15 protein-coding genes, 1 tRNA gene and 1 pseudogene are annotated in these 14,469 nt (G+C 68.6%); 9 read left to right on the forward strand and 8 right to left on the reverse strand.

Annotated features, from left to right (window positions below; translation table 11 throughout):
• The first annotated feature begins 179 nt into the window (after positions 1 to 179).
• Positions 180 to 1,523, forward strand: coding sequence for an alpha/beta fold hydrolase (locus RAH40_RS05535; RefSeq protein ID WP_306601088.1), 1,344 nt, complete (start codon positions 180 to 182; stop codon positions 1,521 to 1,523).
• Here RAH40_RS05535 and RAH40_RS05540 read toward each other — a convergent pair.
• The 5 genes from RAH40_RS05540 to purD all read right to left on the reverse strand — a co-directional run bounded on the left by RAH40_RS05540 (position 1,520) and on the right by purD (position 5,668).
• Positions 1,520 to 2,191, reverse strand: coding sequence for a DJ-1/PfpI family protein (locus RAH40_RS05540; protein WP_306601090.1), 672 nt, complete (start codon positions 2,189 to 2,191; stop codon positions 1,520 to 1,522). The two genes, RAH40_RS05535 and RAH40_RS05540, sit on opposite strands and share 4 nt — an antisense overlap.
• 26 nt (positions 2,192 to 2,217) lie before the next feature.
• On the reverse strand, positions 2,218 to 2,805 hold the full coding sequence (locus RAH40_RS05545; protein ID WP_306601091.1) for a GNAT family N-acetyltransferase: 588 nt from the start codon (positions 2,803 to 2,805) through the stop codon (positions 2,218 to 2,220).
• 77 nt (positions 2,806 to 2,882) lie between these two features.
• On the reverse strand, positions 2,883 to 3,842 hold the full coding sequence (locus RAH40_RS05550; protein WP_306601092.1) for an isoaspartyl peptidase/L-asparaginase family protein: 960 nt from the start codon (positions 3,840 to 3,842) through the stop codon (positions 2,883 to 2,885).
• 11 nt (positions 3,843 to 3,853) lie between these two features.
• Positions 3,854 to 4,348 carry an SRPBCC domain-containing protein gene (locus RAH40_RS05555; protein ID WP_306601093.1) on the reverse strand — a complete coding sequence of 165 codons (495 nt, stop codon included), beginning with the start codon at positions 4,346 to 4,348 and terminating at the stop codon, positions 3,854 to 3,856.
• A gap of 9 nt (positions 4,349 to 4,357) precedes the next feature.
• Positions 4,358 to 5,668, reverse strand: a complete 1,311-nt coding sequence (gene purD / locus RAH40_RS05560; protein WP_306601094.1) for a phosphoribosylamine--glycine ligase — start codon at positions 5,666 to 5,668, stop codon at positions 4,358 to 4,360.
• 48 nt (positions 5,669 to 5,716) lie between these two features.
• On the opposite strand from purD, the gene ruvA reads away from it, so the two are divergent.
• The 7 genes from ruvA (at position 5,717) to RAH40_RS05595 (ending at position 11,317) form a co-directional block, all read left to right on the forward strand.
• Entirely contained in the window at positions 5,717 to 6,307 is a 591-nt protein-coding gene (gene ruvA / locus RAH40_RS05565; RefSeq protein WP_306601096.1) for a Holliday junction branch migration protein RuvA, read from the forward strand.
• Complete coding sequence (locus tag RAH40_RS05570; protein ID WP_306601097.1) at positions 6,304 to 7,242, forward strand: NAD(P)-dependent oxidoreductase; 939 nt, start codon at positions 6,304 to 6,306, stop codon at positions 7,240 to 7,242. The genes ruvA and RAH40_RS05570 overlap by 4 nt, the downstream gene beginning before the upstream one ends.
• An 18-nt stretch (positions 7,243 to 7,260) precedes the next feature.
• Positions 7,261 to 8,793, forward strand: coding sequence for a tetratricopeptide repeat protein (locus RAH40_RS05575; protein WP_306601098.1), 1,533 nt, complete (start codon positions 7,261 to 7,263; stop codon positions 8,791 to 8,793).
• Between the two features lie 24 nt (positions 8,794 to 8,817).
• Positions 8,818 to 9,156, forward strand: a complete 339-nt coding sequence (gene secG, locus RAH40_RS05580) for a preprotein translocase subunit SecG (RefSeq protein WP_306601099.1) — start codon at positions 8,818 to 8,820, stop codon at positions 9,154 to 9,156.
• A 41-nt stretch (positions 9,157 to 9,197) separates the two neighbouring features.
• Positions 9,198 to 9,283, forward strand: a tRNA-Leu gene (locus RAH40_RS05585).
• Between the two features lie 46 nt (positions 9,284 to 9,329).
• Entirely contained in the window at positions 9,330 to 10,427 is a 1,098-nt protein-coding gene (locus RAH40_RS05590; RefSeq protein ID WP_306601100.1) for an A/G-specific adenine glycosylase, read from the forward strand.
• Positions 10,428 to 10,858: 431 nt separating this feature from the next.
• The gene (locus RAH40_RS05595) at positions 10,859 to 11,317 is read left to right on the forward strand and encodes a helix-turn-helix domain-containing protein (protein ID WP_306601101.1); all 459 of its coding nucleotides are present in this window, start codon (positions 10,859 to 10,861) and stop codon (positions 11,315 to 11,317) included.
• 296 nt (positions 11,318 to 11,613) lie between these two features.
• On the opposite strand, the gene RAH40_RS05600 is transcribed toward RAH40_RS05595, so the two are convergent.
• The 3 genes and pseudogenes from RAH40_RS05600 to RAH40_RS05605 form a co-directional block, all read right to left on the reverse strand.
• A complete protein-coding gene (locus RAH40_RS05600) occupies positions 11,614 to 12,120 on the reverse strand; it encodes a transposase (RefSeq protein WP_306601102.1) in 507 nt (168 codons plus the stop codon).
• Positions 12,121 to 12,166: 46 nt separating this feature from the next.
• Positions 12,167 to 12,736 (reverse strand): annotated as a pseudogene (locus RAH40_RS23035) (transposase zinc-binding domain-containing protein); the annotation flags it as partial.
• A gap of 3 nt (positions 12,737 to 12,739) precedes the next feature.
• Entirely contained in the window at positions 12,740 to 13,582 is an 843-nt protein-coding gene (locus tag RAH40_RS05605; RefSeq protein WP_306601103.1) for a tyrosine-type recombinase/integrase, read from the reverse strand.
• A gap of 98 nt (positions 13,583 to 13,680) precedes the next feature.
• Between RAH40_RS05605 and RAH40_RS05610 the strand changes: the two genes are divergently transcribed.
• Entirely contained in the window at positions 13,681 to 14,448 is a 768-nt protein-coding gene (locus tag RAH40_RS05610; protein ID WP_306602283.1) for an ISL3 family transposase, read from the forward strand.
• Positions 14,449 to 14,469: the final 21 nt, after the last annotated feature.

Here is a 14,469-nt window from a genome sequence, read left to right on the forward strand (position 1 = left end):
TCCCCGTGAAATCCTGAATGAATCTAGCAGGGGGCCAAATTAGCAGCAAATAGTACATTTGCATTATTACGTCGCTTTCCACCGGGCTCCATACTTCGTCCAAGGCTCCAGATCCCCTCTCATTCCAGGCCATCCGTGGCAGGCCCGGGGCCTGCCGGCCACGCATCCAGGAGGACACCATGAATATAAGATTTTTCGGTTGTTTGGCCCTGACCCTGGCCCTGCTCCTGCCAGGGTGCAAGGGGTCGGACGGGCCCATGGGACCGACCGGCGCCAGCGGCACCAACGGCACCAACGGAACCAACGGGACCAACGGCACCAACATCGGGACCATCGGCGAGGGCGCGGTGGTCGTGGCCGGCGTCCTGCCTGCGGATCCCCAGGAGAGCATCTACGTGCGCAAGGTCGGGCACGGCCCCCAGACCATCGTGCTGGTGCCCGGCAACAACACCTCGGGCGCCATCTTCGAGGGCATGCTGGACCACTTCAGGTCGAACATGGACCTGAACGACGCCTACACGGTGTACACGTTCGACTACCGCGGCAGCGGCCACTCCAGCTACAACAGGAAGATCACCGGCCTCCGGGATTTCGCCCTGGACTTCGAGAAGGCCATGGGCCAGCTCACGGGCTTCCCCGCCTCCGGCGTGACGCTGGTGGGCTATTCCATGGGCTTCGGCGTCGCCCTGGAGATGGTGATCGCCAACCCGGCCCGCTACGCCAACGTCGTCAGCCTCACGGGCATCGGCACGCGCGGCGTGCGGGTCAGCTTCAACGCGGGCCAGGCCGGAACGGATTCCACCGGCAAGGTCTGGGCGGCCGGCGACTGGGTCACCGTCACCAACGACACCGCCGGCATGGTCGGGGCCGGCTTCCAGCAGCGCTCCTGGCAGGGCGACCAGCGCACCTTCGCCAACATCCAGGCCACCTGGAACCTGGTGGTCTTCGAGGACATCCTCAAGTACGACATCACCAAGGCCTTCACGCCCGGGGCCGTGACCGACACCACGTTCACCACCGACCTGAACTACACCAACGCCCTGCTGGACGGCCTCACCATCCAGTACATGCCCGAGTCGCTGTACTTCAGCCACAAGTTCAACGTCTCGCCCCTGAACGTCGTCAACACCGCGGCCAACGCCGACGGCACCACCGTCACGATCCCCGGCGACGGGCGCCTGGGCACCCTCCTCACCGGGAAGAAGACGCTGCTGGTCAAGGCCGTCACGGATTTCGCGAACTGGCGGGGCGACCAGGTGATCTACGACAACTACACCGCGACCACGAAGTACGACCTCAAGCATGCCGGCGCCACCTGCAGCGCGGTCATGATCGACGCCAACCAGGGCTACGACCACGGGTTCCCCGTCGCCCACCCCCTGGAGGTGGTGCGCCTCCTCGACACCTTCATCAAGGGCAACCTCACCCCGGCCACCGCCTCCGCGGCGCTGGGCGGCGCGACCCTCACGCTCTATCCCACGACGGAGACCACCTGGGAGACGGCCACGTTCACGGGATTCTAGACATCATGGATTGGCCCCGCATCCGATGAGGGGCCAATACATGATGTCCAGTTCCGGCGCCCGTTCCCGTCGGGGAACGGATATTCCATGTGGCGGGCCGTGGCGCGAGCCACGGCCTCGCCGTGGAAGCGCTGCACGATGCGCAGCGCAAGGTCGATGCCCGCGGCGATCCCCGCCGAGGTCATCACCCGGCCCTCGTCGACCACATTCGAGGCCTCGTCCACCGCGACGTCCGCAAAGAGCTCCCGCATCAGCCCGAGGGAGCGCCAGTGGGTCGTGGCCCGCAGCCCCGCCAGCAGCCCCGCCTTGCCCAGCACCAGGGCCCCGGTGCACACCGAGGCCACCAGGGCGCACCGCTCCGCCTGGGCGCGGACGAAGGCCAGGAGCGGCTCGTTCAGCATCTCCCTGCGGGTCCCCATGCCGCCCGGAACCAGAAGGATGTCCAGGGGCGGGCAGTCCGCGAAGGTGGCCGCGGGGATCACCCGCATGCCCCCGGACGTGGTGACGGCCTCCGGCGTCCCGGCCACCAGCACCACCTCGAAGGGCGAGGGTTCCTCGCGCCGGCGGGCCTCGTCCAGGCGCGTCACGGACAGGACCTCGAAGGGACCGCAGAAGTCCAGGACCTCGACGTCGTTGAAGATCAGGATGCCGACAAGCCTGCGGTCCATGGCGAACCCCTTCCGGGATCCAGTATCTACCCTTTGCCTGGCGCGTAGTTCGGCCTGCTCGCCGGGGCCGGCTTGCGGCGCTTCGGGGGAGGGCCGTCGCGGTGGCGGATGTAGTCCGGGTCGTAGGTGAGGTTGCGGGACAGGAAGACGTGGGGCGTCTCCTGGCCGAAGCCCTGCTTCCGGAAGAAGCCCAGGGCGGCCTCGTTCTCGGCGTCGGTGTCCACCATGATCATGCGGGCGCCCAGCTTGATGAAGACTTCCGTGATGCGTTCGAGGAGCCGCGCCGCGATGCCCTTGCGGGCGATGTCCTCGTCCACGCCCAGCCACAGCAGGTAGCCGTAGCTCCAGGCGCTCCCGCGCTTCTCCAGGACCGTGCCCAGGGCGAAGCCCACCACGGCGCCCTCCAGTTCCGCCACCAGGCAGGTCTCGCCGTCGGAGGCGAAGTGCACGGCCAGCTCGTACTCGTCCCAGGTGCGGTAGAGCGCCGGCCACTTGTCGGCGGGGAACAGGCGCTCCCCCAGGGCGAAGACGGCGGGGAGGTCCGCCAGGGACATCTCCCGGATGACCGCGCTGGCGGGACTGGGACGGGATCGGGAACGGGACGGGCCGGGCATGGGACTTCCTCGCGGAGGCCTCCATTATGACCTGGGTGATTCCGATTTTATTTGTGGATAATATCTGGTTTTTACAATTATTGATTTCCGAAAAGGGCCACCGAGGTCCTGCCGTCGCTCATCCTGACGGCCCGGAACATGCCCGGGGTGTTGAAGGGCTGCGTGACGCGGCCCGCCGCGTCCATGGCGATGAGGCCGCCCCCGCCGCCCAGCTTGAGGGCTGCGTCCAGGGCCGCGGCGGCGGCCTTCTCCAGGGGCGCGCCCTGGTAGGCCATGCGCGCGGAGATGTCGTAGGCGACCACCGTGCGGATGAAGAACTCGCCCCAGCCGGTGCAGGACACGGCGCAGGTGCGGTTGTCGGCGTAGGTGCCCACCCCGATGAGGGGGGCGTCGCCCACGCGGCCGGGGAGCTTGTCCAGCATGCCTCCCGTGGAGGTGGCCGAGGCCAGGTTGCCGTGCCGGTCCAGCGCCACGGCGCCCACGGTGTCCTTGGTGGTGGGCCTGGCCTTCTCGCGCTCCTTCAGGCTGCGGAAGGACTCCCACTGGTGGGCGGTCCGGAAATAGGCGTTGGGCACCAGCTCCAGGCCCTGGGCCCTGGCGAAGGCCTCGGCGCCTTCGCCGATCATCATCACGTGGGGGGTCTTCTCCATGACGAGGCGGGCCAGGCCCACGGGGCTCTTCACGTGCCGGATGCCGGCCACGGAGCCGGCCCGGAGGGTCCGCCCGTCCATGATCGCCGCGTCCAGCTCGTGGGTCCCGTCCCGGGTGATGGTGGCCCCCACGCCGGCGTTGAAGAGGGGGTTCTCCTCCATGGACCGCACCGCGGCCTCCACCGCGTCCAGGGCCGGGCCGCCCTTGTCCAGGACGGCGTAGCCCGCCGCCAGGGCCTTTTCGAGCCCGGCGCGGTACGCCTTCTCCGCCTCGGGCCCGATGCGCGCCGTGGTGACGTTGCCCGCGCCGCCGTGGATGGCGAGTCCGAACGGGGCCTGGGCCAGCGCGCAGACCGCGGCCAGGAAAAGGAAGGTTGATCGCACCATGGGACCTCCGCCTACTTGAAATGCTGCTGGAGCTTCTTGAGCGTCCAGGCGTTGCCGGACTTGAAGAACTCCCGCATGCGCTGGGACTCCTCGTCGGCGGCGTAGCCCATCATGGCCAGCCGCAGCCCGGTGCGCCCGCCCAGGTCGGTGAGGGTCGCCACGGTCCACACCCCCTGCCAGGCGTTCGGGAACGGGAAGCCCTGCGGGGGCCGGTCGATGCGGAACGAGACCATGCGCCCCGGCTCGAAGGAGAGGATGCGGTTCTGGATCGTGGACGGGTCGCCCAGGGTGGCGGTGGCGCTGTAGCAGGAGCGGATGAGGCCGCCCACGCGGAAGTCCATGTCGCACTGGGCCGGGCCCAGGAGCTTGTAGCCTTCGGGGGTGGAGAAGACCTTCCACACCTCGGACACCGGTGCTTCGATGATCCCCTCGACGACCAGGGGGGAGACGTCGGCGGCGGCAAGGTGGAGGATGAGGGTGAAGGCGGGGAGGAGGGCGCGCAGCATGGTGCCAGTCTACAGGAATGGATCCGCCACCGTCCGCCCCGCCGCCGCGTGGTTCAGCGCCCGCAGCCCGATGTCGCGCCGCCTCTGCATGCCGGGCCAGTGCACGTCGGCCACGGCCCCCTCCACCTTGGCCCGTGCGGCCTCCAGGTCGGCGGCGGTCGTCACCAGGTTCAGCACGCGCCCGCCGCTGGTCACCCAGCCTTCCTGGGTCTTCCGGGTGCCGGCGTGGACCACCTTGACGCCCTCGGGGGCGCCCAGGGCGATGGGGACGTCCTTCTCGGCGCCCTCGGGGTAGCCGCCGGCGGCCAGGACCACGGCGATGGCGCAGCCGGGGCGGAGCTTCACGGAATCGCGGCGCAGGCGGCCCTCGGCCACCTCCAGCAGGAGGGACGCGAGGTCCTCGTCGAGGAGTTCCATGAGCACCTGGGTCTCGGGGTCGCCGAAGCGGACGTTGTATTCCAGGAGCTCGGGTCCCCGGGCCGTCCACATGACGCCCAGGAAGAGCACGCCCCGGGCCCGCAGGCCGTCCTTGCGCAGGCCGGCCACGGTGGGTTCCACCAGGTCCCGGCGCAGCCGCTCCAGGTCGGCGGGGGAGAGGAAGGGGATGGGTCCGAAGGCGCCCATGCCGCCGGTGTTGGGGCCCTGGTCCCCGTCGAAGATGCGCTTGTGGTCCTGGCAGGGGGGGAGGACGGCGTAGGCGGCGTGATCGGCGTCCACGTCCACCAGCACGTGGAGGGAGAGTTCCATGCCCACCAGCGGCGCCTCCAGCACGACCTTGCGCGAGGCCTCGCCGAACTGGCCGGCCATGAAGGCGCGCACGGTGGCCAGGGCCTCCTCGCGGCTCCCGGCCAGCACCACGCCCTTGCCCGCGGCGAGGCCGTCGGCCTTCAGGACGATGGGCAGGCCCAGGCTCCACGCGCGGATGGCCGCCTCGGCGGGTTCCAGGGCCGTGAACGTCATGCTCGCCGCGCAGGGGATGCCGTGGCGGACCATGAAGTCCTTGGCGAAGGCCTTGCTCCCCTCCAGGCGCGCGGTGGCCGCGTCATGGCCGAAGACGGGCACGCCCTCCCCGCGCACCGCATCGGCCAGCCCCGCCACCAGCGGGACTTCCGGTCCCACCACCACCAGCCCGGGGCGGTTGAGGGCGCACCAGGCGGCGATGCCGGAGACGTCCTCCACCGCGAAGGGGAGGCAGGTGCCGAGCCCGGCCAGGGCATCGCTGCCCGGCGCGGCGTAGAGCTCCACGGGATCAGGACCGGACTTCAGCTTCATGGCCATGGCATGTTCCCGGCCGCCGGAGCCGATGAGCAGGATCTTCATACTTCACCCCTTTCAAGAATCCTACTTCGACTGGGCTATCCTAGGTGCATGATCGGACGACTGCGCGGCCTGCTTATCCATAAGAGCCTCAACTCCGCCATGGTGGAATGCGGGGGCGTCGGCTACCTCTGCTCCATTTCCCTGGGCACCTTCGGCCTGCTGCCGGAGGAGGGCCAGGAGGCCATCCTCCACGTGGAGACCCTGCTCCGGGAGAACGACCTGAGCCTCCTGGGCTTCGCCACCAGGGAGGAGAAGCAGCTGTACCGCCTGCTGGTCAAGGTGGACGGCGTGGGCCCCAAGCTCGCCCTGGCGGCCCTGGGGGCCCTGCCCCTGGCGGACCTGGTGCAGGCCATCCGGGCCCGGGACGTCAGGGCCCTCACCCGCATCCCGGGCGTCGGCAAGAAGACCGCCGAGAAGCTCTGCTTCGAGCTGTCGGAGAAGCTGGGCGGCATGGGAGGGCTGGACGGGCTGGCCGGGGGCGGAGCCCCCCGGGACGCCTGGGAGGCCGACCTGGCTTCGGCCCTCACGAACCTCGGGTTCCGGGAGGACGCCGTCCTCCCCATCGTCAAGGGCCTCGCCGCGGACCGCCCCCCCCTGCCCGAAGCCCTGCGCCTCGCCCTCAAGGGACTCCAGCGATGAGCGTCCGGATCCTCTCCACCTCGGCGCTGGCGGGTCCGTCCCTCCAGGGCCTGGGCGCGAGGTTTCCGGAGCTGTCCATCGCCCCCTTCCGCTCCATCGCCTGGAAGATGAGCCTGGCCAACGCCGAGGCCCTGGTGGTGCTGCTCACCGAGGCCCTGTCGGAGGCCGACCTGGACTACGCCCCCAAGCTGAAGGTCATCGGCACCTGCTCGGCGGGCGTGAGCCACCTGCCCGTCGAGGCCTGCGCCCGCCGGGGCATCGCCATCGTGAATACCGCGGGCGTCCTCGCGGACCCCACCGCCGACCTGGCCCTGGCCCTGCTCCTGGCCCTGACCCGGCGGCTCAAGGACGGCGAGGCCCTGGTCCGTTCCGGCACCTGGAAGGGCTGGGCCATGGACCAGGTCCTGGGAACGGGGGTGGCCGGGAAGGTCTGCGCCATCCTGGGCACCGGGCCCGTGGGCAAGGCCTTCGCCCGCAGGGTCTTCGCCCTGGGCATGAAGCCCGTGTTCTGGGACCGCGAGAGCAAGGGGACCCCTGTGGACTTCGGCGCGGGCATCGCCCGGCGCCTTCCGCTCTCGGACCTCCTGCCCCGGGCCTCGGTCCTGAGCATCCACTGCCCCCTCACGGCCGACACCCGGGGGCTGCTCACCCGCCCCATCCTGCAGCTCCTGCCCAAGGGGGCCTTCATCATCAACACGGCCCGGGGCGGCATCCTGGACGAGGACGCCGCCATCCAGATGCTCCACCAGGGGTTCCTGGGCGGGGTCGGCATGGATGTGTACGAGGATGAACCGAATATTAATCCCGCATGGCTGAAGGCTCCCCGCGCGGTCCTCCTACCACATCTGGGAAGTGCCACCCTGGACACACGGGAGGCCATGTCCCGGGTTCTTTGCGATGGCATCGCCGAGACCCTGGAGGGTAAGCTTGGGTGATTCTGCTGGAGGTTCTCTATGCCCCGTCAATGGCTCCGGCTGCTGGACCCTGAAATCCACGAACTGCGACAGGCCGACGGCAAGTCCCTTGCCGGAAGCCTGACCTATGGCCGCGCCCTCAACGGGCGCAGCCTCCACGAGGAGGCCCAGGCGGTCCTCGACAAGGCGCTGGCCCTGGACCGGGGCGACGGTGACCTGTGGTTCGAGCGCATCATGGCCCAGGGCGACCACGGCACGCTCGAGGACCTGGAGGAGCTCCACTCCCAGCTGGCCAGCATCCGCGCCGAGCATCCCCAGGACGCGGCCGTGCTGCGCAACATGGGCTTCGTGCGGATCCTGCAGCAGCGCTCCGACGAGGCCGAGAAGCTCCTGCGCCAAGCCCTCTCGGCCAACGGCGCCGACCCCAAGGCCCTGGAGCTCATGGGCCTGCTGTGCATCCAGCGGGAGAACCCCCAGGAGGCCAAGACCTGGCTCCTGAAGGCCCTCAGCCTCCAGCCCCGGGACCCCCGCTCCCTTCGCCTCCTGGGCATCACCTGCATGGACCTGGGGGATTCCAAGTCCGCCGAGGTCCAGTTCATGGCCGCCCTGGAGCACGATCCCGACTACTTCTGGGGCTGGCACAGCCTGGGCGAGCTGCTCCTAAAGCGGGGCGAGCTGGAGGAGGGCCTGCGGTGCATCCACCGGGCCCGCTGCATCCAGCCCAGGGAACCCGCCAGCTACTTCATCCTCGCCGAGCTCTTCTCCGAGCAGGGCCACATGGAGCTGGCCCAGGGCGAACTGCACCAGCTCACGTCCATGACCGCCCCCACCGAGGTGCTCTCCGAGGCCTACGCCATGCTGGGCGAGATCCGGCGGGACCTGGGGGACACGGAGGGGGCCACCTGCTACTTCTCCCTGGCCACCGAGACGGACCCCGAGGCCGCCGACCCCTGGGCGGCCCTGGGCGACATGGCCCGGTCGGAATGCCACTGGGAGGAGGCCCTGCGCTGCTACCAGGAGGCCCTGGCCCGGCGCCCCGGCGCCGCCGACCTGCTGGTCCAGACCGGCTACGCGCACCTGCACCTGGGCCTGCCCCAGGAGGCCGAGGGGCTCTTCCTGTCCGCCCTGGAGGCGGACCCCGGCGAATACAGCGCCTACCTGGGCCTGTCGGAATGCTACCGGAACCTCCAGCGCCCCGAGGACCAGCTCTCCATGGTGCGCCTGGCCATGGAACTGGCCCCCGAGGACCCCGACGTGTGGAACGCCCGCGGCGTCGCCCTGGAAGTGGCAGGCAGGGCCAAGGACGCCACGGAGGCCTACGAGCACGCCCTGGGCCTCGACCCCATGCACCGCAAGGCCGCCAACAACCTGGGCTTCCTGCTGGAGAAGCGCATGCAGGCCGGCGAGACCGACCTGCACAGCCGCGCCATGGAGGCCTGGAAGCGCCGGCTCCTCATCTGCAGGGACGAGGGCCAGAGCTTGAAGATGGCAACGGAACACCTGGTCAAGCTGGGGGTCGCGGAAGACACCATCCGGCGATGGCTTGAGCGTGACCCGGCCCTCGGTTCCTGATAAGCTTGGGGGTTCGGAGTACCCATGAACGGATTGCTGTTGACCTTGCACGTGATCGTGAGCCTTCTGCTCATCGGAGTCATCCTGCTCCAGCCCGGATCCAAGGGCGGCGGGCTGGGTGCCACCTTCGGCGGCGGCGGCGCGAATTCCGCCTTCGGAGCCCGGGGCGCGGCGCCCTTCCTTGCCAAGTTCACGTACTACCTCGCGGCGGGTTTCATGGTCACCTCCCTGGTGATCGAAGTCCTCATCGTCAAGGCGAACCGGTCCGTCCTGGACCGCGCCGCGGCCGTGAAGACCGCGCCCGTCAAGCCCGCGCCCGCGATTCCCGTGCCCGCGCTTCCGGCGGCGCCCGCCAAAAAGTGAGGATTGACGGGTGCCGCAACCCGTGGCATCCTTAGTGTTCTGCCCGCGTGGTGAAATTGGTAGACACGCCATCTTGAGGGGGTGGTGGCCACAAGCCGTAGCGGTTCGAGTCCGCTCGCGGGCACCAGTAAATTAAGCGCTCCCCCCGGAGCGCTTTTTTTTTATGCTGGGGGATGCCCTTCGCCGACGCCGCCACGCTCCTGGCTCCCCTCGCACCCTGGTTCGACGCGGTGCGCCGGCCCATGCCCTGGCGGGCCGGGGACCTGGACGCACCCCATCCCGACCCCTACGCCGTGCTGGTCTCGGAGATCATGCTGCAGCAGACCCAGGTGGCCACGGTGATCCCGTACTTCCTGCGGTGGATGGGGAGGTTCCCGGATGCCGCATCCCTGGCGGCGGGGACCGAGGACGAGATCCACGGGCTGTGGGCGGGCCTGGGGTACTACCGCCGGGCCCGCAGCCTCCAGGGCGCGGCCCGGGCCATCGCCGAAGGCGGATTCCCCCGCACCCTGGAAGGCCTCCTGGATCTTCCGGGCCTGGGCCCCTACACCGCGGCCGCCGTGGCGGCCCAGGCCTTCCAGCTGCCCACCCCCGCCCTGGACGGCAACGCCTTCCGGGTGGCGGCGCGGGTGCTGGCCCTGGAGGACGACCCCCGCCGCCACGCAGGAGCCCTGCGGGACTGGCTGGCCCCGGCCCTGGCCGCCCACGGCCCCTCGCGGCTCACCCAGGCCGTGATGGAGCTGGGGGCGACCGTGTGCACCCCGGCCCCGCGCTGCGCGTCCTGCCCCCTCCAGGGGGCCTGCGCGGCCCGCGTCCTGGGCATCCAGGACCGCATCCCCCCCGCGCAGCCCCGCACGAAGGTCACGGAGGTCGAGATCCATCTCGCCGCCATCGCGTCGGGCCCGGGCTGGCTCCTTCGTCCCCCGGGCGCCAAGGGGCTCCTGGCGGGGCTCTGGAGCTGGCCGTCGGCCGGGGCCGTCCCGGCGTTCCAGGGCGCGGCGGAACCGGCCGCAGCCTACGGGATCGAGGGGAGGGAACCGGCCGGGTGGATCCAGGTGTACTCGCACCGGCGCGAGACCGTGCGCCCCATCGTGGCGCGCGTGGCCTCCGAAGCCGCGCCGCCGGGCATGGAGTGGGTCCGGGCGGATCGCCTGTCCGATCTGCCGATGGGCCGGCGTGACCAGAGGCTGCGCGATGCCGTCGACGCGCCGGGAGCCCCCCTCACCGCAGCCGGCCTGAACGCCCTGCGGGAGATCCTCGCAGGAAGCTGATCCTTTCTCGGCGAGCCTCGGCTCCTCGGCTGCCTTGGCGAAAAAAGGGTTCTTCACGGATTTGAGGGGTGGCGCCGACCCACACTCACTTTAGCTTGGTGCTGACGAGGAGGCCGGGTCCGGTCGATAGGGGCCGTTCTGAGCCCGTCATCCAGGTAAGTTGAAACGAAAAGCTTATCGCCGAGGCGCCGAGGGGCCGAGGTTCGCCGAGAAAAGATCTTCTTTTTATTCCTCGGCGATCCTCGGCTCCTCGGCGCCTCGGCGATAGGCCCTTCGATCGAGATTGCCGGATTCATCGGGTAACAGGTCGGCAGCAGTGGACTTCAGGCATCTTGGAGTTGTCGAGAAACCAGGATGAGAGGAGGCCGCTGCTGCCTACCAAGGAGCTTATTGCCCGTTTGGGCGGATGGAAAGGGCATCGCGTCGGAACCGTGGAAAGGTTCGAACCGGGGGAGAAGGGTACCCGCGCCCAGGTCTGGATCGAGTTGCTCGGCTTCGGTGTCCACCCTCGGACCTGCAGCGGCTGCCAGCGCAAGGTTTCAGCGGTGCACGACTGGTCCCAGCGAGAGATCCGGGACCTGCCCGTGTTCGACGCGGATACCGTGTTGGTGGTCGGGCGTGCCCGGGTGGCCTGCCCTGCCTGCGGACCCAAGCTGGAGGCCCTGGACTGGCTGGAACCCTATGCACGGGTCACCAACTGCATGGCCGAGAGTGTGGCCCGCATGTGCAAGGTCATGCCCATCAAGCGGGCTGCCGAGCATTATGGCCTCCACTGGGGCACAGTGAAGGACATCGACAAGGCCTATCTGGAGCGCACGCTGGAGCCAGCCAGACCAGGCAAGGTCCGGCTGCTCATGATGGACGAGTTCGCCCTCCATAATAGTCAGTAAATCGGGTTCGCGGAACCCAGGCCTTCGGCTGGGTCGGTGCGATGACGCGCAACCCGATTTACGGTCTTGAACAAGCCCGGAGCGGCAGGGGCCGGCGCGACTGGGCTGCTATGGGCAAATCGAGCTTGGCAGGCCGCCTGAGGATGGTGGAAACGCCTTGGCCATCGTCTCCCTGACCTTCGATTTCACGCTCTGTTCTGGCCGCGATGGTTCCGCTCCTGTCCATGAGCAGACCCTCTCCAGCCCACCGTGGTGGCAGGTTGCGGCGCGAGAAAGCCTGGTCGTTGTGGGGACGGTCAGCATGGGGCGTCAACTTCGGGAGGTGCCCGGGGGGCGGTGGGATCCAGGCGGACCCGGTGGAGCATGCCGCCGCAGACAGGGCAGGCGCGCATCTCTTGCTCCAGCCATGTCACCGGGGATGGAGTTGCCTTGACCTTGGTCTCGCCCAGGGCCTGCCGGGCCTGGTCCAACAGACCTCCGGGCTGGGCGGCGGCGTAGAGGCCGGCGTGGCGGATTTTTCGGAAGCCCGGGGGGAGGACGTGCTGGACCAGGCGGTGGAGGAATTCCGGCGGCTCCAGGGTCGCGGTGAGGCCGTGCTTGGTGCGAAAGGTCACCTGGTCGTCCGTGACATCCACCAACCGGGAATTGGCGATGCCCACCCGGTGGGTATAGCGCCCGAGGTAATGGAGCACGTGGCCGGACTTGCGGAACGGCTTCTTGACGTAGGCGATCCAGCGCTTCTCTTTCACCTGTGCGATCAACTGGGCGTAGGCGGCCACGACGTTCCGGGAACTTGCCCCCATCCCGGGCGGCCCCCAGGGCGGCCAGGACCTTGCCGCGGAACACGTCGCCCAGCATCTTCAGGGGAAACAGGTAGCGGTGCTTGAGCCGGATGAAACGGCCGCCATCCAGGCTCAGGCCGCCGGTGCTGACCAGCGCGTGGACATGGGGGTGGAAGGCCAGTTCCCGGGTCCAGGTATGCAGGATCAGAGTCAGGCCAAAGGTCAGGCCCTTGCGGGTCCTGCCCAGCTCCAGAAGCGTATCGGCCACGGCGCGCAGCATGGCTTGGTAGACCTCGGCCGGGTGGAGCCGGGCCAGAGCCCGCAGTTCAGCCGGCAGGGTGAACACCACGTGGAAGTGGCCAATGGCCAGGATCCGTCGACTGCGCGCGGCGATCCACTTCTCCTGGGCCAGGGCCTGGCACTTCGGGCAGTGCCGGTCCCGGCAGGAGTTGTAGGCGATCCGCTCATAGTCGCCGTGCTCGCAGACCAGCTTGTGGCCGCCGAGGGCGGCGGTGCGGCAACGACTGATCGCGGTCAGCACCTTCTTCTGTCCCGGGGCAAGGCGATGCCTGGCCTCCAGGGCGGGGCGGTGCCTGCGGACGATCTCGCCGATGTCGAACCGGGGCCGGGGCCCCACGCCTCAATCCGGCAGGTCTTCCAACGGACTGCGGATGGCAGCAACCTGGCTTGGTGCGACCTGGGTGTAGATCTGAGTGGACCGGATGCTGCCGTGGCCCAGGACAACCTGGATCCGGCGCAGGTCCTCCCCGTTCTCCAGCAGATGGGTGGCGAAGGCGTGGCGGAGCATGTGCGGACCCACGATCTTGCCGATGCCGGAGGCGGCTGCCGCGCACAACAGGGCCCGGCGCGCCGTCTCAGGGCAGATGGGGTTGCCCAACTTGGAGGCGAACAACCAGGGCTTCGGCGGCTGCTCGTGCTTGTAGTAGGTCCGCAGCAACCCGTAGAGCTTGCCGTCCATGGGCACCATCCGCTCCTTGCCACCCTTGCCATGGCGGACATGGATGACCTTCTGCATGGCATCAATATCACGGGTTTCCAGCAGGCTGGCCTCATTGATACGCAAGCCGGTGGCATAGATCAGGGTGAAGAACATGCGGTACTTGGCGGTCGTGAACCCGTCCAGGAGCCGCTGGATCTCAGGCCGGCCGAGGATCGAGGGCAGGTGCGCCTTGGCCTTGGGGATGGTGATCCAGGCCACCTTCTCCGGCTGGCCCAGTGTCCTTGAATAGAGAAATTTCAGGGCCGAGTAATGCTGCCCAAGCCGGGACGCCCCGACCGCCTGGCCGCGGAGATGGTCAACCCAGCGCCGAACCGCCTCCTGGCTCGCATCCGGCAGGTCCTGGCCGAGGAACTCCTCGAAACGCCGGGCCGAAGCGACATACAACTCGATGGTTCTTTCCGCCCGGCCCGCCATTCGGAGATCGCCGGAAAATCTGGACAGAGATACACTATCTGCACGCATGCAGTTCCTCCTTGGTTATGGGGACGGTGCTGACACACCGCCATAACCAAGGAGCCTGCTTTTATATACTTCCGCAAGTCCCCCGGTGAGCGACCGGACTGGACGGGCGTTTTTCACCCTGCCGGGAAGCGGCTTCGTTCAAGGGGCAGAGCTACGCCACGGTGTTCGCCGATACCGAAACCCGCCAAGTGCTTTGGGTGGGCAAAGGCCGGGGCAAGGCGGATATCAGGCCCTTCTTCGAATGGCTCGGCAAGCGGCGGTGCCGCAAGATCGCGGCGGTGGCCATGGACATGTCCCCCACTTTCGAAGCGGAAGTCCGCCAACACTGCCCCAATGCCGAGATCGTCCTGGACCAGTTCCATGTCCTGGCCAATTTCGGAAAGCAGGTGCTCGACCGAATCCGGGTCAACGAGGCCAATCGGTGCCGGGACGACAAGGCCGCCCGGGAACTCATCAAGGGGGCCAAGTGGCTCCTGCTGGGCAACTGGGAGAACCTGCCCAACCGGGAGAGCAAGACCAGGCTCAACGCGCTCCTGGAGGCGAACCAAGCCCTCATGACGGCCTACGTCATGAAGGACGCCCTTAAGGCCCTGTGGGGCTTTAAGCGAGAGGGCTGGGCCCGGAAGGCCTGGGAGAACTGGCTGGCCATGGCCACCTCAAGCGGCCTGCCGCCTTTGGTACGTTTTGCGAAAAACCTGGCCAAGCGGATCGAGGACATCCTCTCGCACTGCCGGTGGCACCTGAACACCAGCATCCTGGAGGGGATCAACAACAAGATCAAGGTCCTGAAGCGGATCGCCTATGGGTACCGGGATGAGGCCTACTTCTTCCTCAAGATCCGTGCGGCCTTCCCCGGAAATCCGTGAAGAACCGAAAAAAGGTTGCCT

Source organism: Geothrix sp. 21YS21S-2 (assembly GCF_030846775.1).
Lineage (GTDB): Bacteria > Acidobacteriota > Holophagae > Holophagales > Holophagaceae > Mesoterricola.

Coding starts and splice junctions, on each gene's coding strand:
- RAH40_RS05570 (WP_306601097.1), top strand. CDS start 6,304: ATGAGCGTCCGGATCCTCTCCACCTCGGCGCTGGCGGGTCCGTCCCTC.
- secG (WP_306601099.1), top strand. CDS start 8,818: ATGAACGGATTGCTGTTGACCTTGCACGTGATCGTGAGCCTTCTGCTC.
- RAH40_RS05535 (WP_306601088.1), top strand. CDS start 180: ATGAATATAAGATTTTTCGGTTGTTTGGCCCTGACCCTGGCCCTGCTC.
- RAH40_RS05550 (WP_306601092.1), bottom strand. CDS start 3,842: ATGGTGCGATCAACCTTCCTTTTCCTGGCCGCGGTCTGCGCGCTGGCC.
- purD (WP_306601094.1), bottom strand. CDS start 5,668: ATGAAGATCCTGCTCATCGGCTCCGGCGGCCGGGAACATGCCATGGCC.
- RAH40_RS05590 (WP_306601100.1), top strand. CDS start 9,330: ATGCCCTTCGCCGACGCCGCCACGCTCCTGGCTCCCCTCGCACCCTGG.
- RAH40_RS05555 (WP_306601093.1), bottom strand. CDS start 4,348: ATGCTGCGCGCCCTCCTCCCCGCCTTCACCCTCATCCTCCACCTTGCC.
- RAH40_RS05575 (WP_306601098.1), top strand. CDS start 7,261: ATGCCCCGTCAATGGCTCCGGCTGCTGGACCCTGAAATCCACGAACTG.
- RAH40_RS05540 (WP_306601090.1), bottom strand. CDS start 2,191: ATGGACCGCAGGCTTGTCGGCATCCTGATCTTCAACGACGTCGAGGTC.
- RAH40_RS05605 (WP_306601103.1), bottom strand. CDS start 13,582: ATGCGTGCAGATAGTGTATCTCTGTCCAGATTTTCCGGCGATCTCCGA.
- RAH40_RS05545 (WP_306601091.1), bottom strand. CDS start 2,805: ATGCCCGGCCCGTCCCGTTCCCGATCCCGTCCCAGTCCCGCCAGCGCG.
- RAH40_RS05600 (WP_306601102.1), bottom strand. CDS start 12,120: ATGGGGGCAAGTTCCCGGAACGTCGTGGCCGCCTACGCCCAGTTGATC.
- ruvA (WP_306601096.1), top strand. CDS start 5,717: ATGATCGGACGACTGCGCGGCCTGCTTATCCATAAGAGCCTCAACTCC.